The organism is Pseudomonas sp. Arb-4-2C, assembly GCF_055755015.1.
This window is the reverse complement of sequence record NZ_CM146899.1, coordinates 4487314-4507085: the sequence shown is the minus strand read 5'-3', so window position 1 is coordinate 4507085 and position 19772 is coordinate 4487314. Positions and strand designations below refer to the sequence as shown.

The window sequence follows — 19772 nt, the reverse complement described above, 5'->3', positions numbered from 1 at the left end:
GAGCCTGCTCGCGAATGCTTTCTGCCGGTCACAATGTTGCCGGCTGACATGACGCTATCGCCAGCAGACTGACTCCCACAGGGATTTCAGCATTGACTGAAATCCCGGCAATAAAAAGCCCCGCCTCTCGAAAGAGGGCGGGGCTTTTTAGTGTATCGAGTTTAGCGCTCGCTAATTACTCGTCTTCGCCCATCTGCGATTGCAGATAGTTCTCAAGACCGACTTTATCGATCAGGCCCAGTTGGGTTTCCAGCCAGTCGATATGTTCTTCTTCGGATTCAAGAATATCTTCAAGCAGTTCGCGGCTGCCAAAGTCGCCTACCGATTCGCAATGCGCGATGGCGGCTTTCAGGTCGGCGTGGCCGCTCTTCTCGATCCGCAGGTCGCACTCCAGCATTTCCTTGGTGTGCTCGCCGATGTGCAGCTTGCCCAGGTCCTGCACGTTCGGCAGACCTTCGAGGAACAGGATGCGCTTGATCAGCTTGTCCGCGTGCTTCATCTCGTCGATGGACTCGTGGTACTCGTGCTTGCCCAGCTTGTTCAGGCCCCAATCTTCATACATGCGTGCATGCAGGAAGTACTGATTGATCGCGACCAGCTCATTGGCAAGGATCTTGTTGAGATGCTGGATGACTGTAATGTCGCCTTTCATGATGGGAGTCCTGCCCTGTAATAGCTGTATATAAGGCGGAGTTTGAGCTTGGTATTTATAAGTGTCAAACCTAAGTTATTGAATAATAAATGAAATTAAATCTGAATAAGAATGTTTGTGTTCCGCGTCTAGCGCCTAACCGTTTGATTTGCGGGCATAAAAAAACCGGACATATGTCCGGTTCTTTGAAATGAGGGGTATTCAAGCAGCCGTAAATTCTACAGGGTAGGGGATCGCAGCCTGGGCGGTTTGCAGCTTGGTCAGGGTTTCGCGCACCACTTCCTTGGCAAGGCAGGCACATTTGCCGCATTGGCTGGCGACGCCGGTGGCCTGGCGGACTTCTTTGTAGCTGCAGCAACCTTCATAGATCGCTTCGCGGATCTGTCCGTCGGTGACGCCAGTGCAGAGGCAAACATACATAAGTGAGAACCGTCGCTGGTTGTGACTCAATTGCGATGGATCTTAATGTTAACGAGAATGATTGTCAAAGTGCTTTCTGAACGCTTCAGCTGATTGACAGCCGTGACCGACGAACGGCGATTGCTGGCTTTTTGCCTGGCCCTGCAAATGCAGCACCGTTATCCGCTTTGGGTAAAAAACCGTTAAGGACAGGCCAAAAACGCAGTGTATGATGGTCGGCCCTTGCGAAGAGGGTTCGTGTCACAGGGCTGTCGCCTGAGGGTGGCAGGCTGGCCCGGACCCTGAACTTCAAGTTATTCACCAGGAGATATCCATGAGCGTACTCGTAGGCAAACAAGCCCCTGACTTCACTGTCCCGGCCGTACTCGGCAATGGCGAGATCGTTGACAGCTTCACTCTGTCCTCGGCCATCAAAGGCAAATACGGTCTGGTGTTCTTCTACCCACTGGACTTCACCTTCGTCTGCCCGTCCGAGCTGATCGCTCTGGACAACCGCATGGCCGACTTCAAGGCACGCAACGTAGAAGTGATCGCCGTTTCGATCGACTCGCACTTCACCCACAACGCCTGGCGCAACACCCCGGTCAACAATGGCGGCATCGGCCAGGTGAAATACACCATGGCTGCCGACATGAAGCACGACATTGCCAAGGCCTACGACGTTGAGTCCGAAGGCGGCGTGGCTTTCCGTGGCGCGTTCCTGATCGACGACAAAGGCGTTGTCCGTTCGCAGATCATCAACGACCTGCCGCTGGGCCGTAACATGGAAGAGCTGATCCGTCTGGTCGACGCTCTGCAATTCCACGAAGAGCACGGCGAAGTCTGCCCTGCCAACTGGAAGAAAGGCGACAAAGGCATGAACGCTTCGCCAGAAGGCGTTGCGGCGTACCTGACCGAGAACGCTGCGGCCCTGTAAGGCGCAACGTCGAGGTACAAAAAAACCGGCCCAAGTGGCCGGTTTTTTTATGCGCGGGATTTGCCCGACGATGATCAATCAGTCGTCGAAATCTTCCCAGCCGCCCATTTGTTTCCAGCGGTTGACGATGCCGCAGAACAGCTCGGCCGTCTTCTCGGTGTCGTACCGCGCCGAGTGCGCTTCACGGCCATCGAAGTCGATGTCGGCGGCCTGACAGGCCTTGGCCAGCACCGTTTGACCGTACGCCAGGCCAGCCAGCGTCGCGGTGTCGAAGCTGGAGAATGGATGAAACGGGTTGCGCTTCATGTCCAGTCGGGCCACGGCGGCATTCAGGAAGCCAAGGTCGAAGCTGCTGTTGTGGCCGACCAGGATCGCCCGTTTGCAGCCGTTGGCTTTCAGTGCCTTGCGAATACCACGGAAGATGTCGGTCAGTGCGGTTTCTTCGCTGACCGCCATGCGCAGCGGATGATCAAGCTTGATCCCGGTGAACTCCAGCGCTGCTGCTTCGATGTTGGCGCCTTCAAACGGCTCAACGCGGAAGAAATAGGTGTGGTCCGGGTAAACGAAACCCTTTTCATCCATGGCGATGGTGGTCGCGGCAATCTCCAGCAGAGCGTCGGTGGCCGAATTGAAGCCCCCGGTCTCTACGTCAACGACAACTGGCAGGTAACCGCGAAAACGCGCTGCCATTGGATGACGGGAACCGCCGCCGCCACCTTGACCGTCCAGTTCGTCGTCGAAATGGTCTTCACTCACGCGTGTTCCTCCAGCAGGCGCCAGCGCAGTTTTTCACCGGCGCGCAGCGGGATAACGTTCAGCTCGCCGAATGGCAGGCTGGTCGGGGCGGTCCATTCTTCACGGACCAGGGTGATGCGATCGGTATTGGTCGGCAGGCCGTAGAAGCGCGGGCCGCTGAGGCTGGCGAACGCTTCGAGCTTGTCCAGCGCGTTACGCTGTTCGAAGGCTTCGGCGTACATCTCGATAGCGGCGTAGGCGGTGTAGCAGCCGGCGCAACCGCAGGCGGCTTCCTTGGCGTGCTGGGCATGCGGCGCCGAGTCGGTGCCGAGGAAGAACTTCGCGCTGCCGCTGGTGGCGGCGTCGAGCAGGGCTTCCTGATGCGTATTACGCTTGAGGATCGGCAGGCAATAAAAGTGCGGCCGAATCCCGCCCACCAGCATGTGGTTGCGGTTGTACAGCAGGTGGTGCGCGGTGATGGTCGCGCCAACGTTGGACGAAGCCTCGTTGACGAACTGCACGGCGTCGCCGGTAGTGATGTGTTCGAACACCACTTTGAGCGTTGGGAAACGCTCGACCACACGGCGCATGTGTTCATCGATGAAAATCTTTTCGCGATCGAAAACGTCGACATCGCCACGGGTGACTTCACCGTGGATCAGCAGCGGCATGCCGACTTCGGCCATGGCTTCCAGCGCCGGGAAGATCTTGTCGATGCTGGTCACCCCGGAATCGGAGTTGGTGGTGGCGCCGGCCGGGTACAGTTTGGCGGCGTGCACGAAACCGTTGGCCTTGGCCTCACGAATTTCTTCGGGCTGGGTGCGGTCGGTGAGGTACAGCACCATCAGCGGTTCGAAGCGACTGCCGGCCGGGCGGGCAGCGAGAATCCGCTGGCGATAGCCGTCGGCTTCGGCGGCATTGCGCACCGGTGGTACCAGGTTGGGCATGATGATGGCGCGGCCAAAGGTGCGCGCAACATCGGCAACGGTATTGGTCAACACGGCACCATCGCGAAGATGAATGTGCCAGTCGTCGGGACGCAGCAGGGTCAGGCGGTCGGACATGAGGGGATTCCAGGCGGGTCAAACTGAGGGGAATGCTACCGGAAAAGACTCTTGCAGGCACTCGCTATCAAGTTTTGCGGGAACCTTCCGATATCCCGTAGGTATGCCGTAAACATAGTGTGAATCGGTCTTTGTGTTACAGAAGCCAATGGAGCCTCCCGTGCGCCAGCGATATTTAGCCTTGCTCAGTGTGTTTGCCAGCCTTCCCGCGATGGCGCTCACCTACCAGACTCGTCTGGAGAACATTGAGTGGACGGTCGAGGGCGACAAGTTCGAGTGCCGCCTGACCCAGCCGATCACCGATTTCGGCTCGGGCCAGTTCGTGCGCAAGGCCGGTGAGCAGGCGATTTTTCGCCTGAATGCCTACAACGCCATGCTCGGCGGCGGTTCGGCGACCTTGCTCGCGGCCGCCGCGCCATGGCAGCCGGGGCGCAACGACATCTATCTGGGCAGTGTCAGGATCGGCACCGGCAACGTGCTGTTCAACAGTTCGCAATCTCAGGCCGGTGGCTTGATCAGCGGCTTGCTCGACGGTCGCAGCCCGGTGGTGCGCCGTGCTTCCGGCGATGGCCGGGTGTCTGAAGTACGCCTGCTGCCTGTCAAGTTCAGCAAGGCTTTCAACGACTACCAGATGTGTGTGGCGAAATTGCTGCCGCAGAATTTCGATCAGGTCAAACAGTCGCAGATCGGCTTCCCCGGTGAAGGTACCGACCTGGATGCCGATGCCAAGGCCAGGCTGCAAGTGATGCTCGAATACATGAAGGCTGATCCGACGGTCAATCATATCGAACTCGACGGCCACTCCGACAACAGCGGCAACCGTCTGACCAACCGTGAACTGTCTCGCCGTCGTGCGCTGGCGGTGGTCGATTTCTTCAAGGCCAACGGCATCGCCGAATCGCAGATCACCGTGCGTTTCCACGGCGAGCAATACCCGCTGGTTCCGAACACCAATGCGGCCAACCGGGCGAAGAATCGCCGGGTCAGCGTGAAGCTCGCGCGGGTGGCGCCGACCGCCGCTCCAGCGCCGCAAGCCAGCACGCCAGGCAATACTGCGGCAACTTCCTGACCTGCCGGTCATCGTCGCGCTCTCGACAGATTCTGTCGCTTTGTCGTCTTAAGCTGTCGCGCCTCTGTAAATTATCGCATTTGAGCGGTAGACTCCTCGGCTTTCCGTAGAACCCCGTGGAGTGATGGCATGGCGGACGTAAACAAGGTCGTTCTGGCGTATTCCGGCGGCCTGGACACTTCGGTGATCCTCAAGTGGCTGCAGGATACTTATAACTGTGAAGTGGTGACCTTCACCGCTGACCTGGGTCAGGGCGAAGAGGTCGAGCCGGCTCGCGCCAAGGCTCAGGCCATGGGTGTCAAAGAAATCTACATCGATGACCTGCGCGAAGAGTTCGTGCGCGATTTCGTGTTCCCGATGTTCCGCGCCAACACCGTTTACGAAGGCGAGTACCTGCTGGGTACTTCCATCGCACGTCCGCTGATCGCCAAACGCCTGATCGAAATCGCCAACGAAACCGGTGCTGACGCCATTTCCCATGGCGCTACCGGCAAGGGCAACGACCAGGTGCGTTTCGAACTGGGCGCCTACGCGCTCAAGCCAGGCGTGAAAGTGATTGCTCCATGGCGTGAGTGGGACCTGCTGTCCCGCGAGAAACTGATGGACTACGCCGAGAAGCACGCGATCCCGATCGAGCGTCACGGCAAGAAAAAATCCCCGTACTCGATGGATGCCAACCTGCTGCACATCTCCTATGAAGGCGGCGTGCTGGAAGACACCTGGACCGAGCACGAAGAAGACATGTGGCGCTGGACCGTCTCGCCAGAGAACGCTCCTGACAAGCCGCAGTATCTGGAACTGACTTACCGTAACGGCGACATCGTTGCGCTGGACGGCGTTGAAATGACCCCGGCCACCGTATTGGCGACGCTGAACCAGATCGGTGGTGCTCACGGTATCGGTCGTCTCGACATCGTTGAAAACCGTTATGTGGGCATGAAGTCTCGTGGCTGCTACGAAACCCCGGGCGGCACCATCATGCTGCGCGCGCACCGCGCCATCGAATCGATCACCCTGGACCGCGAAGTCGCTCACCTCAAAGACGAGTTGATGCCCAAGTACGCCAGCCTGATCTACACCGGCTACTGGTGGAGCCCGGAGCGTCTGATGCTGCAACAGATGATCGACGCTTCGCAGGTCAACGTGAACGGTGTGGTTCGCCTGAAGCTGTACAAGGGCAATGTGATCGTGACCGGCCGCAAGTCCGACGATTCGCTGTTCGATGCCAACATCGCGACGTTCGAAGAAGACGGCGGTGCTTACAACCAGGCCGACGCGGCGGGCTTTATCAAGCTCAACGCGCTGCGCATGCGCATTGCTGCCAACAAGGGCCGCAAGTTGTTCTAAGCCTCGCAGGCCTGTAGGAAATGGCGGCTGGTCCCAGTGACACAGCCGCCATTTTTTTGTTCTGTACTTGCCTGACCTTCTTCCACTCGCGCTTGTGGCTATGTTCAATCCCGCCATTTTCTTGATTGTCCACATCTGTCCTCGACCCGGGGCATCACACCTCCCCCAGAATCGCAGTGCTCAGCGTATTCACGTTGTGAGCAATAATGGTTACTCCGCCTGTGCCTTTCTTCGATTGTTTGAGGAGGCTGAGCGTGATTTGCCTGAACAGAATGTCAGATGCAGGATCGGTCAGAAGTAACACTGCCTCGGCCGATTGTTTGTCGGGACGCGGAAAGTGTTCGGCCATATTTCTGAACGCCTGTGCGCTGCTCAGCGGGCGAATGTCTATGGTACGCAACGTGCCGATCCGCTTGGGCAGTCGAATGCTGTGCTCAATCCATGGCGGGTCTGGCGAATACGCGCTGCTCCTGATGCTCTTCAACTCGTCGGCGATCTTCAAGAAACTGTCGTCCTTGTTGAAGTCCGAAGGCGCATACAGTGAACGGTAGTTGAAGTTGAGAGTCACGAAAAACAGCAGTAGCAGGTAAAACGGAAAGCTGATTAAAAACCAGACATAGATTTCCCGTTCATTACTGCCAAGAAAGGGCAGGGAAATGGCCGCCGATGATTCGGAAATAAATGCAAATATCACAATTACAGTCATGGGATTGGTGATTTTCTTTTTGATTTTTATCATGGTGTTTGCTCATTAGTGTATTTTCCATTGTGGTTGTTGAATGGGTTGTGGGGAGTTTAAAGTTCTACGGATGGCGGTCTTTTTTATATTAAAAAAGTCAGTTGGGTAGAAGTGTCTTGTTTCAGGTGTTTATTGTGAGGCGCGCGGTTCGTTGTTTTATTGTCTACCCAATCGGGTGTTGTCTGGCGCTACGCTGATTCATCCATGAGGCCTCGCATCGACAATGCAATTTCCGGCGTCTTTCGATGATTAGCTGGCCCGAATGAATTGTGCAGGCAGGGCTGTCAGATCGTAGTATTTTCCACATCAAAATACCGCTCTGAGAAATACCAACGCCATGCCGATAACTCTGGTGTTGGTTTTTTTGTAGGAATAGTCTTTATTTGTTGTAGGGAATGTCTTTGGCGGGGCGTGTAATGGAACTCTCTTGTGCCATGTCGCAAGTGACTGGGCTATTGTGCCGGTTCTAAAAATTCGAACAGCGAAACTGGACTTGCCCATGAATAAAGTGTTGATCGTGGATGATCACCCCGTCATTCGTCTTGCTGTGCGTATGCTGATGGAACGTCATGGCTACGAAGTTATTGCAGAAACAGATAATGGTGTGGATGCGTTACAACTCGCACGCGACCAGATGCCGGATATTGTCATTCTGGATATTGGAATACCGAAACTTGATGGGCTGGAAGTTATTGCGCGCCTGAACTCGACGGCGATGCCATTGAAAGTTCTGGTGCTGACTTCACAGGCGCCGGGGCATTTTTCGATGCGCTGCATGCAGTCGGGGGCGGCGGGATATGTCTGTAAACAACAGGATCTGACAGAGTTGCTCAGTGCGATCAAAGCCGTTCTGTCCGGTTACAGCTACTTTCCAAACCAGGCCCTGCATACCGTGCGTACCAGTCTGGGGAATGCCAGTGAGTCCGATATGGTGGATCGTCTTTCGGGGCGCGAAATGATGGTCTTGCAACAATTGGCGCGTGGCAAGACCAACAAGGAAATTGCCGATGGCATGTTTCTCAGCAACAAGACAGTCAGTACCTACAAGACCCGTCTGTTATTGAAGCTCAATGCCCGGTCGCTGGTGGACCTGATCGAGCTGGCACAGCGCAACGGGCTTGTCTGATGGTCCGGACTGCCGAAGGATCATGGGACGCCGGTGACAGGTTCTTCAGACAGTAAAAAGCCTCCGGTTCGGGAGGCTTTCAAGTGTCAGAGATCAAAATCGTAATCGGCCAATTGCTTTTGCAGTCGGCGCTCCTCAAGCAGGTTATCGATGGTGCGGCGTTTGCTCAGGTTGGTCTTGGCGACTTCGACCACCGGTTCGGCGTCGTCGGTTTCCGCAGCGGTGAAATCCTCATCTACATCCAGTTGTTCTTTGCTGTCAGTCATAAGGTGAACTCCAGGCTAAGACTGCCTTTGGCGCTCCTTATATCGATATTCCTGCTGCGGGTAAAAAAGATTTTTTCAATCGACGAATCAATAATTCCAATAGCCACTCAATCGTCCGAGGTTTTGTGTTTGTACTCACACAAATCTTCGATCCGACAGCTGCCACAGCGCGGCTTGCGGGCAAGGCACACGTAGCGACCGTGCAGAATCAACCAGTGGTGAGAATCCAGCAGGTAGTCTTTAGGTACAAACTTCATCAACTTCTTTTCCACCTCGACCACATTTTTACCCGGGGCGATGCCGGTGCGGTTGCTCACGCGAAAAATGTGCGTGTTGACCGCCATGGTCAACTGGCGGAACGCGGTATTGAGCACCACGTTGGCGGTCTTGCGGCCCACGCCGGGCAGGGCCTCCAGCTCTTCACGGGTTTGCGGGACCTCACCATTGTGCAATTCGACCAGCATGCGGCAGGTCTCGATCACGTTCTTGGCTTTGCTGTTGTAGAGGCCGATGGTCTTGATGTATTCGGACAGTCCTTCGACGCCCAAGGAGTGAATCGCTGCGGGGGTATTGGCAACCGGGAACAGTTTGGCTGTGGCTTTGTTGACGCCGACGTCTGTCGACTGCGCCGATAGAATCACCGCAATCAGCAATTCGAAGGGCGAGGAGTAGGCAAGTTCGGTTTTCGGCTCGGGATTGTCTTCATGCAGTCGACGAAAAATCTCAAGGCGTTTTGCGGCATTCATGGGTGATGTGTTTCCTTGGAGAGAGCGTTCGAGCGAGTCCATGCCTGGCGGGCAGCCAGCAGCAGTCCCAGCAGTATGAGAGCGCCGGGGACCAGTGTGACCAGGTGCAACCCTTCGTTGAACAGGATCAGACCTTGCCAGTGTTCTGACAGACCACCACCGAGATGGCCCTGACCGAACAGCTCACGCAAGACCGCCAGCATCAGTAGCAGTCCACTCGACAGGCCAAAAAGCTTCAGGCGCTCGACCAGCGCCTGACGAAAGAATCCATTGTATTCCAGCACCACGCATTGCAAGGCGATCAGCCCGGCGTAGATCCCGAGTGTCTGGTGCCACTGCAACCCCCAGCGCTGCGCGAGAATATTGGCGCAACTGGTCAGGGTGGCGGCCAGCAGCAAGCTGGCCAGCAACGCAGCGCTGTCAGACAGTCGTGAACGCAGTGGAGCGATACACACCGCGTAAACCGTCACGACAACGCTCGACATCAACAGCATCCCCAGCGCGCCGGCCAGCGTGGTGCTGGTACCCAACAACAGTGCCAGCACCAAGGCGTTGCTCAGATTCGTCGGCCGGTTCATGGTGTGATCCCCAGCAAGGTTGACCGGTGCTCATCAAAGTAGCGCAGGGCGTCATGGATGGCATCGACGGTGGCACGGGAAGTGATGGTTGCGCCCGCCAGTTGGTCGAACTGTCCCTGATCCCTTTTCAATGCCCAGCCCGCATCTTCGGGTGCACTGCGAGATTTCCCGGAAAAACCGGCCAGCCAGTTGTTCGGCCAGTCGCCGACGTGCCCGCCGAGCGCTGGCGTTTCGTTTTGCCGCAGGGTTTTCACGCCCAGCAGTCTGCCATTGGCATCAATGGCGATCAGCAATTCGATGGTGCCGGCATACCCCTCGGTCTGCGTGCGCAACAACACCGCCACCGGCAGCCCGGCTTTGCTGGCGCGGTAACCACCCAGTAGCGTGCTGCGGCGCAACGTCGTGTCAACCAACGCCAGCGGTTGCTCCAGCGGCTGATTGTCGTAGGCATCAGTGGCGAGCACATCCAGCAGCTTGCGACTGTCGAGCAGGCGTTGTTCGATGGCAATCTGCGGGGCACTGGCGCGTTGCAACCCATAGACCAGGCCGAGACCGGCAGCGGCTATCAGCACCAGTGTGATGACAGAGGCCGCGCGGTTCATGAGTTCACCTGTGCCTGGCGGGCGGCGGCAAAACGTTCCAGTGCCGGTACACAGAGGTTCATCAGCAACACGGCAAACGCAACGCCGTCCGGGTAGCCGCCCCAGGTGCGGATCAGATAGGTCAGCAAGCCGGCACCGACGCCGAACAGCAGTCGGGCCAGCGGGCTTTTTGCCCCGGACACTGGTTCAGTAATGATGAAGAACGCGCCGAGCATGGTCGCGCCACTCAGTTGATGAAACAGCGGCGAGCCATGGGAGTCTGAGCCCGAGCCGTTCCAGAAGAGCAGGCTGACGACAAACAGGCTGGCCAGCATGCCGACTGGCGCCTGCCAGCCAATCACCCGACGTTGCAACAGCAACAGCCCCCCGGCGAGAAACGCCAGATTGACCCACTCCACGCCGAGCCCGCCGAAACGCCCGAATGCCAGGTTGGTGGCGAACAGCTCATCCATGGTCAGGCTTTTATTGATGCGCAGGCTGTCCAGTGCCGTGGCCTGAACCCAGGCGTCCGGCGCCTGACCTGCGTTGAACACCTGATCAAACGCTGCCAGCAGATTCATCCCGTGCGCCGGCCAGTGCGTCATCGGTTGCGGGAACAGCACCATCACCAGCACAAAACCAAGCATGGCCGGATTGAACGGATTTTTGCCGATGCCGCCGTACAAGTGCTTGCCGAACAGCAGTCCCGAAGCGATCGCGATAACGGTCAACCACCACGGGCAATAAGGCGGCAGGGCAGCCGCCAGAAGGGTGGCACTGACCAGCGCGCTGCCGTCGCTCAGCGTTGGTTGCAGCGGTTGTCGGCGCAGGCGGGTGACGCCCGCCTCGACGAGTAACGCGGCGCTCACCGCCAGCATCAGATTGATCAACACGCCCCAGCCGTAGAGCCAGAACAACGCCAACAGCCCCGGCAGCGTGGCGAGCAACACCCATTTCATCGCCTGTTGCAGGCGCTCATCCGGTGCTTCACGGGGCAACATGGTCATGTACCTGACGCTCGGCGTCTTGCAGGCGAGCGCGGGCCTTGTCGAGGGCTTCGCTCGGCGTGTCGGCACGGCGTTCGAGTTTGCTCAGGTCGGCGCGGGCGTAGGCCAGTTCGGTTTTCAACTGGCGGAGCTGGCTGTCGATCGGACGTTTTTCCACGCGCACGAGCTCAGGCGCCGGCTGTTCACTGGATGCTTCGGCAGTGTGCAGGGCTTGCTCGGCGTCACGCAGAGCCTGTTCCAGCGTGGCGATCTGTTCCGCTGGCGCCTCGGCGGTCTGGGCTTTTTTCAGTTCGGCGCGACGCATGGCCAACTGGATTTTTGCTCGTTTCAGGTCCGCGTCTTTCGCCGGGGCTGTGGCCGTAGCCGTAGCCGCTGGAGCGCTGGGGGTGCTGCTTTCGAGTTTCGCCAGCGCCTGCTCGGCAGCTTCGAACTGCTGTTGCAACACGATCAGTTGCGACTGCTGCTCGAAAGTCGGTGGATGGCCGAAGGCTTTCAGCGATTTGTGCAATTGTGCGCGGCTCATGGCGACGTCGATCTTGGCTTTTTTCAGTGCCGCGTCGGCGGTCGCGGCTTTCTGCGCGCGGACGCGTTCCAAGGCTGCCTGCACCGGATCGAGGGTGGCCACAGCCGGTTGCGCCGCCCGTTGCGCCCGGGCTTCGCGCTCAGCCTGTTTCTGTTGTTCTTCGCGTTGCAGGCGGGCGTTGCGTCGCTCAAAGCGCTGGCGCGCGTGGTCACGTTTGGCGGTACGTGCGCGCTGTTCTTCAAGGCTGGACGCCAGACCGCCGACCACCGGCAAGGTGCCGAGCGGCAACGGATGCATCTCGATGCAATCCACCGGGCAAGGCGCCACGCACAGGTCGCAACCGGTGCATTCGTCGATCAGCACGGTGTGCATCAGTTTCGCGGCGCCGACGATGGCGTCGATCGGGCAAGCCTGAATGCACTTGGTGCAGCCGATGCACTCGGCCTCGCGGATGTATGCCACTTGTGGCGGTGCCGAACCTCGGCTGATGTCCAGTGCCAGCACTGGCACATTCAGCAGCTCAGCCAGGGCGGTAATGGTTTCGTCGCCGCCCGGTGGGCATTTGTTGATCGGTTCGCCATCGACGATGCCTTGCGCATAGGGCTTGCACCCGGGGTGGCCGCATTTGCCGCACTGGGTCTGCGGCAGGAGGGCATCGATGAGTTGAATCAGACTCATGTTTTGATCAGTCCACTGAAGCCGAGAAAAGTCACTGCGATCAGTCCGGCGCCGATCAGGTCGATCGGCAAGCCGCGAAAGGGCAGGGGAATGTCGTTGTCGGCCGTGCGCTCGCGCAAGTCGTTGAACAGGCTCAGTACCAGCCAGAAGCCCAGTCCGGCGCCGATGCTCAGTGCTGTTGCCTGCAGCAGGCCCCGATCATTTTGCGCATTGATCAAGGCCAGGCCCAGCACGCCGGCATTGCCCAGCAGCAGCGGCCACAGTCCGTCGAACGGCCAGTCGGGCAGCGCATGCGTCAGCAGTTTCAGGATCGGCGCGATCAGCAACACGCTGAGCGGCAAGAACACAAACAGGTGCAGCGCCTGCAGTTGCAACGGCACCAGCAGCCAGTGCCAGATCAAATAACCGATGACCCCCGTCACCAGCATCAGGCATGTCGTCGCCAGCCCCAGCGCATGCACCTGACGCCGGCTGCCGGCCAGCAACGGATCGACGCCCAGCGGCCAGTGCAACACGAAGTTGTTGAGCAGGGCGGCACTGATCAGCGTAAGCACAAGTTCAGTCATGGTTCTGCCAGCGAAACGGGCGAGTGTCTCTTAAGGTTAGGCATTATCCGGCCAGATATGAAAAATCCCACAGGCCTGCGGAACATGCCTGTGGGATCGTTTTACCGCTGGGCCTTACTTGATGCGTTGACCCGGCTTGGCGCCGCTGTCCGGGCTCAGCAGGTAGATTTCTTCACCGCCGGGACCTGCGGCCATCACCATGCCTTCGGAGATACCGAACTTCATTTTCCGGGGCTTGAGGTTGGCGATCATCATGGTCAGGCGACCGTCGAGTTTCGACGGGTCCGGGTACGCGCTCTTGATCCCGGAGAACACGTTGCGTTGCTCGTCACCGATGTCCAGCGTCAGGCGCAGCAGCTTGTCGGCGCCTTCCACGTGCTCGGCCTTGACGATCAGGGCGACGCGCAGGTCGATGGCGGCAAAAGCGTCGAAGTCGATTTCCGGCGACAGCGGATCCTTGGCCAGTTCGCCGTTGCCCGCAGGTGCGGCAGCGCCGGTGTCGGTCTGGCTGGCGGTCAGGTCTTCTTTCGAGGCGTCGGTCATGGCTTGTACTTTTACCGGGTCGATGCGGGTCATCAACGGTTTGAATTCGTTCAACTGATGGTTGGCCAGCAGCGTGGTGTGGTCGTTCCAGGTCAGCGGGGCGACGTTGAGGAACGCCTCGGCATCGGCGGCCAGCAATGGCAGTACCGGTTTGAGGAAGATCACCAGTTGGCGGAACAGGTTGATGCCGGTGGCACAGATCGCCTGGACTTCATCCTGCTTGCCTTCCTGCTTGTTCAACGACCACGGGGCCTTGTCGGCGATCCACGCGTTGGCGCGGTCGGCCAGGGCCATGGTTTCACGCATGGCGCGGGCGAAGTCACGGGCTTCATAGGCGTCGGCGATGCTTGGCGCCGCGGCCAGGAACGCTTCGGTCAGCTCTGGCGCGGCGTTGTTGTCCACCAGCAGGCCGGCGTTACCCTTCTGGATGAAACCGGCGCAACGGCTGGCGATGTTGACTACTTTGCCGACCAGGTCGGAGTTGACCTTCTGCACGAAGTCTTCGAGGTTCAGGTCGAGGTCATCGACGCCACGGCCCAGTTTGGCCGCGTAGTAGTAGCGCAGGTATTCCGGCGACAGGTGATCCAGGTAGGTACGCGCCTTGATGAAGGTGCCGCGGGATTTGGACATCTTCTGGCCATTGACCGTCAGGTAGCCGTGCACGTTGATCCCGGTCGGCTTGCGGAAGCCGGCGCCTTCGAGCATGGCTGGCCAGAACAAGGCATGGAAGTTGACGATGTCCTTGCCGATGAAGTGGTACAGCTCGGCAGTGGAGTCCTTGCCCCAGAACGCGTCGAAGTCCAGCTCCGGCGTGCGGTTGCAAAGGTTCTTGAAGCTCGCCATGTAGCCGATCGGCGCGTCCAGCCACACGTAGAAATATTTGCCTGGCTCGTCCGGGATCTCGAAACCGAAGTACGGTGCATCGCGGGAGATGTCCCACTGTTGCAGGCCGGCGTCCAGCCACTCGGCGATCTTGTTGGCAACGGCGTCCTGCAGGGTGCCGCTGCGGGTCCAGGTCTGCAGCATCTGCTGGAAGTCTGGCAGTTTGAAGAAGAAGTGCTGGGAATCCTTGAGCACCGGGGTGGCGCCGGAAATGGCCGACTTCGGATCCTTCAGATCGGTCGGCGCATAGGTTGCGCCGCATTTTTCGCAGTTATCGCCGTACTGGTCTTCGGTGCCGCATTTCGGGCAGGTGCCCTTGATGAAGCGGTCGGCCAGGAACATTTTCTTTTCCGGGTCGAAATACTGGGTGATCGAGCGTTGGGCGATGTGCCCGGCGTCACGCAGCTTCAGGTAGATCTGGCTCGACAGCTCACGGTTTTCTTCGGCGTGAGTGGAGTGGAAGTTGTCGAAGTCGACCAGGAACTCGGCAAAGTCGGCGCTGTGTTCAGCCTGTACGTTGGCGATCAGTTGTTCCGGGGTAATGCCTTCCTTTTCTGCACGCAGCATGATCGCCGAACCGTGGGCGTCGTCGGCGCAGACATAGATGCACTGGTTGCCACGATGCTTCTGGAAGCGCACCCACATATCGGTCTGGATGTATTCCAGCATATGGCCAAGGTGAATCGAACCGTTGGCGTAGGGCAGGGCGCTGGTGACGAGGATCTTGCGTGGTTCGGACATGTGGGGCTTCGCTACTTGATGAAACGGAGGTCGGCCACTATAAAGCGCTGGCGCATATTTTTCACCCTGTGCGCCTGTTTCATTGGATGAGCAGACAGAAAAGATCGCCGCCTTCGGCAGCGCCTGCAAGAGATCGGCGTACATCTGCAGGCGCTGCCGAAGGCGGCGGTCTTTTAAGGTACGATACCCGCCATCTATTCCCAGTCTTGTTATCGGAGTTGCCCATGAGTGCCGTCACTCGCGCAGCGGTGGAAGCCGTCCTCAGCCAATACACTGACCCTTACCTGAACCAGGACCCGGTCAGCGCCGGTTGCGTGAAGCACATCGAGATCGATGGCGACCGCGTCAAGGTTCAGCTGGAAATCGGCTACGCCGCCGGTCTGTTCAAGAGCGGCTGGGCGCAATTGCTGCAACTGGCGATCGAGAATATCGATGGCGTGGTCATTGCCAAGGTCGAGGTCAACAGCGTGATCGCCGCGCACAAGGCCCAGGCGCAGATTCCGGGGCTGGCCAACGTCAAGAACGTGGTCGCCGTGGCGTCCGGCAAGGGTGGTGTGGGCAAGTCGACCACTGCGGCCAACCTCGCGCTGGCCTTGGCCCGCGAAGGCGCCAAGGTGGGGATTCTCGATGCCGACATTTATGGCCCGAGCCAGGGCATCATGTTTGGCATCCCCGAGCGCACCCGTCCTGAAGTCAAGGACCAGAAGTGGTTCGTGCCGCTCAAGGCCCACGGTGTCGAAGTCATGTCGATGGCGTTCCTGACCGACGACAACACGCCGATGGTCTGGCGCGGGCCGATGGTCTCCGGCGCGCTGCTGCAACTGGTCACGCAAACCGCGTGGGGCGATCTGGATTATCTGGTGATCGACATGCCGCCAGGTACTGGCGATATCCAGCTGACCCTGGCGCAGAAAGTCCCGGTGGCCGGTGCCGTGATCGTCACCACCCCGCAGGATCTGGCGCTGCTGGACGCGCGCAAAGGCGTGGAAATGTTCCGCAAGGTCAACATTCCGGTGCTGGGCGTGGTGGAAAACATGGCGGTGCACATCTGCTCGAACTGCGGTCATGCCGAGCATCTGTTCGGTGAGGGCGGAGGTGAGAAGCTGGCGACTCAGTATGGCGTTGAGCTGTTGGCCTCGCTGCCGCTGTCGATGCTGATCCGTGAACAGGCCGATGGCGGCAAGCCGACGGTGATTGCCGAGCCGGACAGCCAGATTGCCATGGTCTACCAGGAACTGGCCCGCCACGTCGGCGCGCGCATTGTGCTGCAGGAAGCGGCGACGCCGGCGATGCCGAATATCACCATCAGCGACGATTGATTGGCTGACTGAATGCAATCCATTGTGGGAGCGGGCTTGCTCGCGAAGGCGATGTGTCATTCAACTCATCAGTTGTTTGATCCGCCGCCTTCGCGAGCAAGCCCGCTCCCACAGTGGTTTTGTGGTGACGCTGCTGGATGCGCAACCCGCCATCCATCTCCAGAATCCGCCTGGTGTAGTGATCGATCACCATCAGCGACGATTGATTGGCTGACTGAATGCAATCCATTGTGGGAGCGGGCTTGCTCCCACAGTGGTTTTGTGGTGACGCTGCTGGATGCGCAACCGGCCATCCATTTCCAGAATCCGCCCGGTGTAGAGATCGATCACCATCAGCGACGATTGATTGGCTGACTGGATGCAATCCATTGTGGGAGCGGGCTTGCTCGCGAAGGCAATGTGTCATTCAACTCATCAGTTGTTTGATCCGCCGCCTTCGCGAGCAAGAGCGCTCCCACAGTTGTTTTGTGGTGACGCTGCTAGATGCGTAACCCGCCATCCATCTCCAGAATCCGCCCGGTGTAGTAGTCGTTTTCAAAGATGTATGCCGCCGAATGGGCGATCTCTTGCGGCTTGCCCATGCGCTTGAGCGGAATTCCCGACGTCATTTTCTCCAGCGCTTCCGGCTTCATGCCCAGGGTCATCTCGGTTTCGATGAAGCCCGGGGCGATGCCCGCAACGCGAATCCCGTAACGTGCCAGTTCCTTGGCCCAGGTCACGGTGGCTGCTGCCACGCCAGCCTTGGCGGCGGAATAGTTGGTCTGGCCAACGTTACCGGCACGCGAGATCGACGAGATGTTGATGATCGCGCCGCTGTTCTTCAGCTCGACCATTTTCGCCGCGACTTCACGGGTGCACAGGAACACGCCGGTCAGGTTGACGTCGATCACTGCCTGCCACTGGGCGAGGCTCATCTTAGTCATTTCGCCGTCCTTGACCTTGAGCAGCAGGCCATCACGGAGGATCCCGGCGTTGTTGATCAGGCCATGGATCGCGCCAAAGTCTTCGGCCACCTGAGCGACCATGTGCTCAACCTGTTCTTCATTGGCCACGTTGCACAGATAGCTGCGCGCCTCAACGCCCTTGGCCTTGCAGGCAGCTACCGCGTCGTCGAGTTTTTCCTGATTGAGGTCCACCAGGGCCAGCTTCGCGCCTTTGCCGGCGAAATACTCGGCCATGGAACGGCCCAAACCCTGGCAACCGCCGGTGATAATGATTACTTTGTCGTTGAGTTGCATTCGCATGCCCCGATAGCCGGTCTGAGTGGTTTTTGTTATTGGCGCCGCTCGATCTGCAGCGGGCGTGGCCCGAATGCACATACGCAGTGCCCGATGGCGTGACCGGTACCTATCCCCGGGCGCCTGTCCGTTTTTTCGACGGATTCTATATAAGGAGTCATAAATTGAGCGTTGAAGCGGCCAAGAATGCCCGAGAATTGCTTCTCAAGGAATACCGTGGCGTATTGTCCACCCACTCCAAATCGATGCCCGGTTTCCCGTTTGGCTCCGTGGTGCCCTATTGCCTGGACGAGGAGGGCCGCCCGCTGATCCTGATCAGTCGTATCGCCCAGCACACCCATAACCTGCAAAAGGACGCGAAATGTTCGCTGTTGGTCGGTGAGCGCGAGGCCGATGACGTTCAAGCCGTTGGTCGCCTGACCTATCTGGCCGAAGCGCAAAAGCTCGAAGATCCGCTCGCCATTGAAGCGGCTGCCGAGCGTTACTACCGTTATTTCCCCGATTCGCAGAACTATCACAAGGCCCATGACTTCGACTTCTGGGTGCTCAATCCGGTGCGTCATCGCTATATCGGCGGTTTCGGCGCGATCCACTGGGTCGATCAACTGACGTTGGCCAACCCGTTTGCCGGCAAGGCCGAGATCAGCATGGTCGAGCACATGAACAGCGACCACGCCAAGGCCATCGCGCATTACGTGGAACTGACTGGCCTGCCGCAAACCGTGCCGGCGCAACTGGCCGGGATCGACAGCGAAGGCATGCACCTGCGCATCGGCCAAGCGCTCTACTGGTTGCCGTTTCAAGCCCCTTGTCATACGCCGATACAAGTGCGCGAAGCCTTGGTTTCTCTGGCTCACGCCGAGGTCTGGCCAAAAAATGCGGTGGCCGACGCTTGAATTCACGAAAGGGCGACGTCATCTAATGCTTACTGCAGGGCATTTCTTGCGTTGAGGAATCTTTGATGCGCCCTTTTTTGTTGCTCTTTCTGCTGTTTCCGGTGCTGGAGCTGTTCGTATTCGTCAAAGTGGCAGGGGCTATCGGGTTCTTCCCGGCCCTGCTGCTGATCATTCTCGGCTCGATGTTCGGCGTGTTTGTGCTGCGCATCGCCGGTCTGGCCACGGCCCTGCGTGCCCGTGAAAGCCTGAACCGCGGTGAACTGCCCGCGCAGACCATGCTTGAAGGCCTGATGCTGGCATTGGCCGGCGGCCTGTTGATCCTGCCAGGCTTCGTCAGCGACGTGGTCGGTCTGGTGATGCTGTTGCCGTTCAGCCGTCGTCTGCTGGCGAACAAAATGCGCCAGCGCGCCGAAGAACAGGCCATGCGTCAGCGTGCCTTTGCCGACGACCTGCAACCCCGCGGCGGTCCTGCACCGCGTCAGCCTCTTGGCCGCGAGGGCGATGTGATCGAAGGTGAGTTCGAACACCGCGACAGCAAGTAACCCCTGCATCGACACGGCACCTTCGGGTGCCGTTTCTTTATGCGCGGCATTCAAGGGGCAAATCGATGAAAAATTTTCTGCCCCCGCCCTTGTAATAAGCTTATGCGCCCTTATGTATCGGTCACCGAAAGGTTTCCGACATTTGAGTCGGACAGACTTCCGCGGCTCGCTTGACGAACCGCAACCGGCGCAGGCCGGATTTGTTAAACCCGCCGGGACTACACCGGCCGATGAAAACCACAATTAGGAGAGATCGACAATGAAGCTTCGTCCTCTGCATGACCGCGTCGTCATCCGTCGCAGCGAAGAAGAAAAGAAAACCGCTGGCGGTATCGTCCTGCCAGGTTCGGCTGCTGAAAAAGCCAACCACGGTGTGATCGTCGCTGCTGGCCCAGGCAAGACTCTGGAAAACGGTGAAGTGCGTGCGCTGGCCGTTAAAGTCGGCGACAAGGTTGTGTTCGGTCCTTACTCCGGCAGCAACACTGTGAAAGTCGACGGCGAAGAACTGCTGGTAATGGCTGAGAACGAGATTCTCGCTGTACAGGAAGGCTGATTTCCCGCTCATTTTCCCGCTACTACAAAGTATTTAAGGAATATC

The 19772-nt window shown here is 58.6% G+C and carries 23 protein-coding genes; 8 read left to right on the top strand and 15 right to left on the bottom strand.

Features of this window, described 5'->3' with window-relative positions:
• Window positions 1-175: 175 nt before the first annotated feature.
• Entirely contained in the window at window positions 176-652 is a 477-nt protein-coding gene (gene bfr, locus AC0J41_RS20395; protein WP_473013447.1) for a bacterioferritin, read from the bottom strand.
• Window positions 653-853: 201 nt separating this feature from the next.
• Window positions 854-1072, bottom strand: a complete 219-nt coding sequence (locus AC0J41_RS20390; RefSeq protein WP_003227725.1) for a bacterioferritin-associated ferredoxin — start codon at window positions 1070-1072, stop codon at window positions 854-856.
• A gap of 313 nt (window positions 1073-1385) precedes the next feature.
• Between AC0J41_RS20390 and AC0J41_RS20385 the strand changes: the two genes are divergently transcribed.
• Window positions 1386-1988, top strand: coding sequence for a peroxiredoxin (locus tag AC0J41_RS20385; protein ID WP_003227723.1), 603 nt, complete (start codon window positions 1386-1388; stop codon window positions 1986-1988).
• 78 nt (window positions 1989-2066) lie between these two features.
• On the opposite strand, the gene rnt is transcribed toward AC0J41_RS20385, so the two are convergent.
• Window positions 2067-2744 carry a ribonuclease T gene (rnt, locus tag AC0J41_RS20380; RefSeq protein ID WP_007963973.1) on the bottom strand — a complete coding sequence of 226 codons (678 nt, stop codon included), beginning with the start codon at window positions 2742-2744 and terminating at the stop codon, window positions 2067-2069.
• On the bottom strand, window positions 2741-3787 hold the full coding sequence (pyrC, locus tag AC0J41_RS20375) for a dihydroorotase (RefSeq protein ID WP_473013446.1): 1047 nt from the start codon (window positions 3785-3787) through the stop codon (window positions 2741-2743). The genes rnt and pyrC overlap by 4 nt, the downstream gene beginning before the upstream one ends.
• Window positions 3788-3947: 160 nt before the next feature.
• Between pyrC and AC0J41_RS20370 the strand changes: the two genes are divergently transcribed.
• Window positions 3948-4856: a flagellar protein MotY gene (locus tag AC0J41_RS20370; protein WP_473013445.1), complete on the top strand. Its 909-nt coding sequence runs from the start codon at window positions 3948-3950 to the stop codon at window positions 4854-4856.
• Between the two features lie 129 nt (window positions 4857-4985).
• Entirely contained in the window at window positions 4986-6203 is a 1218-nt protein-coding gene (locus AC0J41_RS20365) for an argininosuccinate synthase (RefSeq protein ID WP_025112375.1), read from the top strand.
• Window positions 6204-6357: 154 nt separating this feature from the next.
• Here the strand turns inward: AC0J41_RS20365 and AC0J41_RS20360 are convergent, their stop codons facing one another.
• On the bottom strand, window positions 6358-6942 hold the full coding sequence (locus tag AC0J41_RS20360) for a hypothetical protein (protein WP_473013444.1): 585 nt from the start codon (window positions 6940-6942) through the stop codon (window positions 6358-6360).
• Between the two features lie 499 nt (window positions 6943-7441).
• Here AC0J41_RS20360 and AC0J41_RS20355 point away from each other — a divergent pair, with 499 nt between their 5' ends.
• On the top strand, window positions 7442-8068 hold the full coding sequence (locus AC0J41_RS20355; protein WP_025112373.1) for a response regulator transcription factor: 627 nt from the start codon (window positions 7442-7444) through the stop codon (window positions 8066-8068).
• Window positions 8069-8154: 86 nt separating this feature from the next.
• On the opposite strand, the gene AC0J41_RS20350 is transcribed toward AC0J41_RS20355, so the two are convergent.
• The 8 genes from AC0J41_RS20350 to metG all read right to left on the bottom strand — a co-directional run bounded on the left by AC0J41_RS20350 (window position 8155) and on the right by metG (window position 15179).
• Window positions 8155-8334 carry a PA3496 family putative envelope integrity protein gene (locus AC0J41_RS20350; RefSeq protein ID WP_102354951.1) on the bottom strand — a complete coding sequence of 60 codons (180 nt, stop codon included), beginning with the start codon at window positions 8332-8334 and terminating at the stop codon, window positions 8155-8157.
• Between the two features lie 107 nt (window positions 8335-8441).
• A complete protein-coding gene (gene nth / locus AC0J41_RS20345) occupies window positions 8442-9080 on the bottom strand; it encodes an endonuclease III (protein WP_473013443.1) in 639 nt (212 codons plus the stop codon).
• Window positions 9077-9658: an Rnf-Nqr domain containing protein gene (locus AC0J41_RS20340; RefSeq protein WP_473013442.1), complete on the bottom strand. Its 582-nt coding sequence runs from the start codon at window positions 9656-9658 to the stop codon at window positions 9077-9079. The genes nth and AC0J41_RS20340 overlap by 4 nt, the downstream gene beginning before the upstream one ends.
• Window positions 9655-10260, bottom strand: a complete 606-nt coding sequence (locus AC0J41_RS20335) for an RnfABCDGE type electron transport complex subunit G (RefSeq protein ID WP_473013441.1) — start codon at window positions 10258-10260, stop codon at window positions 9655-9657. The genes AC0J41_RS20340 and AC0J41_RS20335 overlap by 4 nt, the downstream gene beginning before the upstream one ends.
• Window positions 10257-11240, bottom strand: a complete 984-nt coding sequence (locus AC0J41_RS20330; RefSeq protein ID WP_473013440.1) for an RnfABCDGE type electron transport complex subunit D — start codon at window positions 11238-11240, stop codon at window positions 10257-10259. The genes AC0J41_RS20335 and AC0J41_RS20330 overlap by 4 nt, the downstream gene beginning before the upstream one ends.
• On the bottom strand, window positions 11227-12447 hold the full coding sequence (gene rsxB, locus AC0J41_RS20325) for an electron transport complex subunit RsxB (protein WP_473013439.1): 1221 nt from the start codon (window positions 12445-12447) through the stop codon (window positions 11227-11229). Before rsxB ends, AC0J41_RS20330 begins: the two co-directional genes overlap by 14 nt.
• The gene (locus AC0J41_RS20320; RefSeq protein ID WP_025112367.1) at window positions 12444-13013 is read right to left on the bottom strand and encodes an electron transport complex protein RnfA; all 570 of its coding nucleotides are present in this window, start codon (window positions 13011-13013) and stop codon (window positions 12444-12446) included. The genes rsxB and AC0J41_RS20320 overlap by 4 nt, the downstream gene beginning before the upstream one ends.
• A 114-nt stretch (window positions 13014-13127) precedes the next feature.
• Entirely contained in the window at window positions 13128-15179 is a 2052-nt protein-coding gene (gene metG, locus AC0J41_RS20315; protein ID WP_025112366.1) for a methionine--tRNA ligase, read from the bottom strand.
• A 224-nt stretch (window positions 15180-15403) separates the two neighbouring features.
• Here metG and apbC point away from each other — a divergent pair, with 224 nt between their 5' ends.
• Entirely contained in the window at window positions 15404-16498 is a 1095-nt protein-coding gene (gene apbC / locus AC0J41_RS20310) for an iron-sulfur cluster carrier protein ApbC (RefSeq protein WP_025113573.1), read from the top strand.
• Window positions 16499-16690: 192 nt separating this feature from the next.
• Here the strand turns inward: apbC and AC0J41_RS20305 are convergent, their stop codons facing one another.
• Window positions 16691-16867, bottom strand: a complete 177-nt coding sequence (locus tag AC0J41_RS20305) for a hypothetical protein (protein WP_473013438.1) — start codon at window positions 16865-16867, stop codon at window positions 16691-16693.
• A 110-nt stretch (window positions 16868-16977) separates the two neighbouring features.
• Entirely contained in the window at window positions 16978-17736 is a 759-nt protein-coding gene (locus tag AC0J41_RS20300; RefSeq protein WP_473013437.1) for an SDR family oxidoreductase, read from the bottom strand.
• Between the two features lie 164 nt (window positions 17737-17900).
• Here AC0J41_RS20300 and AC0J41_RS20295 point away from each other — a divergent pair, with 164 nt between their 5' ends.
• The 3 genes from AC0J41_RS20295 to AC0J41_RS20285 all read left to right on the top strand — a co-directional run bounded on the left by AC0J41_RS20295 (window position 17901) and on the right by AC0J41_RS20285 (window position 19727).
• Window positions 17901-18632, top strand: a complete 732-nt coding sequence (locus AC0J41_RS20295) for a HugZ family pyridoxamine 5'-phosphate oxidase (protein WP_473013436.1) — start codon at window positions 17901-17903, stop codon at window positions 18630-18632.
• A 65-nt stretch (window positions 18633-18697) separates the two neighbouring features.
• Complete coding sequence (locus tag AC0J41_RS20290) at window positions 18698-19174, top strand: FxsA family protein (RefSeq protein ID WP_025111692.1); 477 nt, start codon at window positions 18698-18700, stop codon at window positions 19172-19174.
• Between the two features lie 259 nt (window positions 19175-19433).
• Window positions 19434-19727 carry a co-chaperone GroES gene (locus tag AC0J41_RS20285; protein ID WP_473013435.1) on the top strand — a complete coding sequence of 98 codons (294 nt, stop codon included), beginning with the start codon at window positions 19434-19436 and terminating at the stop codon, window positions 19725-19727.
• Window positions 19728-19772 lie beyond the last annotated feature (45 nt).